The 793-nt window shown below is 73.0% G+C and carries 2 protein-coding genes; one reads left to right on the plus strand and one right to left on the minus strand.

The window, feature by feature from the left end; all coding sequences use genetic code 11:
• Positions 1 to 478, minus strand: a 478-nt coding sequence (locus DLJ58_RS20505; RefSeq protein WP_148098001.1) for a TetR/AcrR family transcriptional regulator, incomplete at its 3' end; no start/stop codon positions are given.
• Positions 479 to 561: 83 nt separating this feature from the next.
• Here DLJ58_RS20505 and DLJ58_RS20510 point away from each other — a divergent pair.
• Positions 562 to 793: DoxX family protein (locus DLJ58_RS20510; RefSeq protein WP_482805490.1), on the plus strand; the 232-nt coding region annotated here is incomplete at its 3' end.

Below are 793 nucleotides of genomic sequence, written 5' to 3' on the forward strand. Positions count from 1 at the left end.
AGAGGGTGGCGAAGCCGTGCGCGATCGACCAGGCCGCGAGCGAGTCCCGGTCGGTGTCGGCGGGCGCGCCGCCGCCGGGCAGCGCCGCCACTCCGGAGCGGAGCGCGGCGCCGGCCCGGCCCCGCGCCGCGATCAGCTCGGCGTCGTCGGCCCGGTAGAGCTCCGGCCGGAACATCACCTCGAAGTACGCCCGGTGCGTGACGGCGAAGTCGACGTACGCGACGCCGGCCTCCAACAGGTCGTCATCCGCCTCGGTCAACGTCTGGGCCAGCAGGTCGAAGCCCTGCGCGGCGAGCGCGCTGAGCAGGCCCGCCTTGTCGCCGAAGTGGTGTGCGGGCGCGGCGTGCGAGACACCGGCCCGGCGGGCCAGGTCGCGCAGGCTCAGCGCGGCGGGGCCGACCTCGCCGACGGCCTCCAGCGCCGCGGCGAGCAGGGCGCGGCGCAGGTCGCCGTGGTGGTAGGCGCGGGTGTCGGTCATGCGCGAATCCTATCTTGCCATTGACAAGATGCACCCGTGACGCGCAATCTTGTCACTGGAAAGTTTCACGGAGGAGGATTCCGATGGCACCCCTGATCGCCTTGATCGTCGGCACCGCGCTGGCCCGAATCGCCGGCCTGGTCGGCATATCCGCACTGGACGGCTGGCATCCCGCGCTGCGCGTCGGACTGGCCGTGATGTTCACGCTCACCGCCGTCGCGCACTTCGTCGGCCAGCGCCGCGCCGACCTGATCGCGATGGTCCCGCCCCGACTGCCCCGGCCGGAACTGCTGGTCACCGTGACCGGCGTGCTGG

The organism is Micromonospora arida (assembly GCF_003857035.1).
Classification (GTDB): domain Bacteria; phylum Actinomycetota; class Actinomycetes; order Mycobacteriales; family Micromonosporaceae; genus Micromonospora; species Micromonospora arida.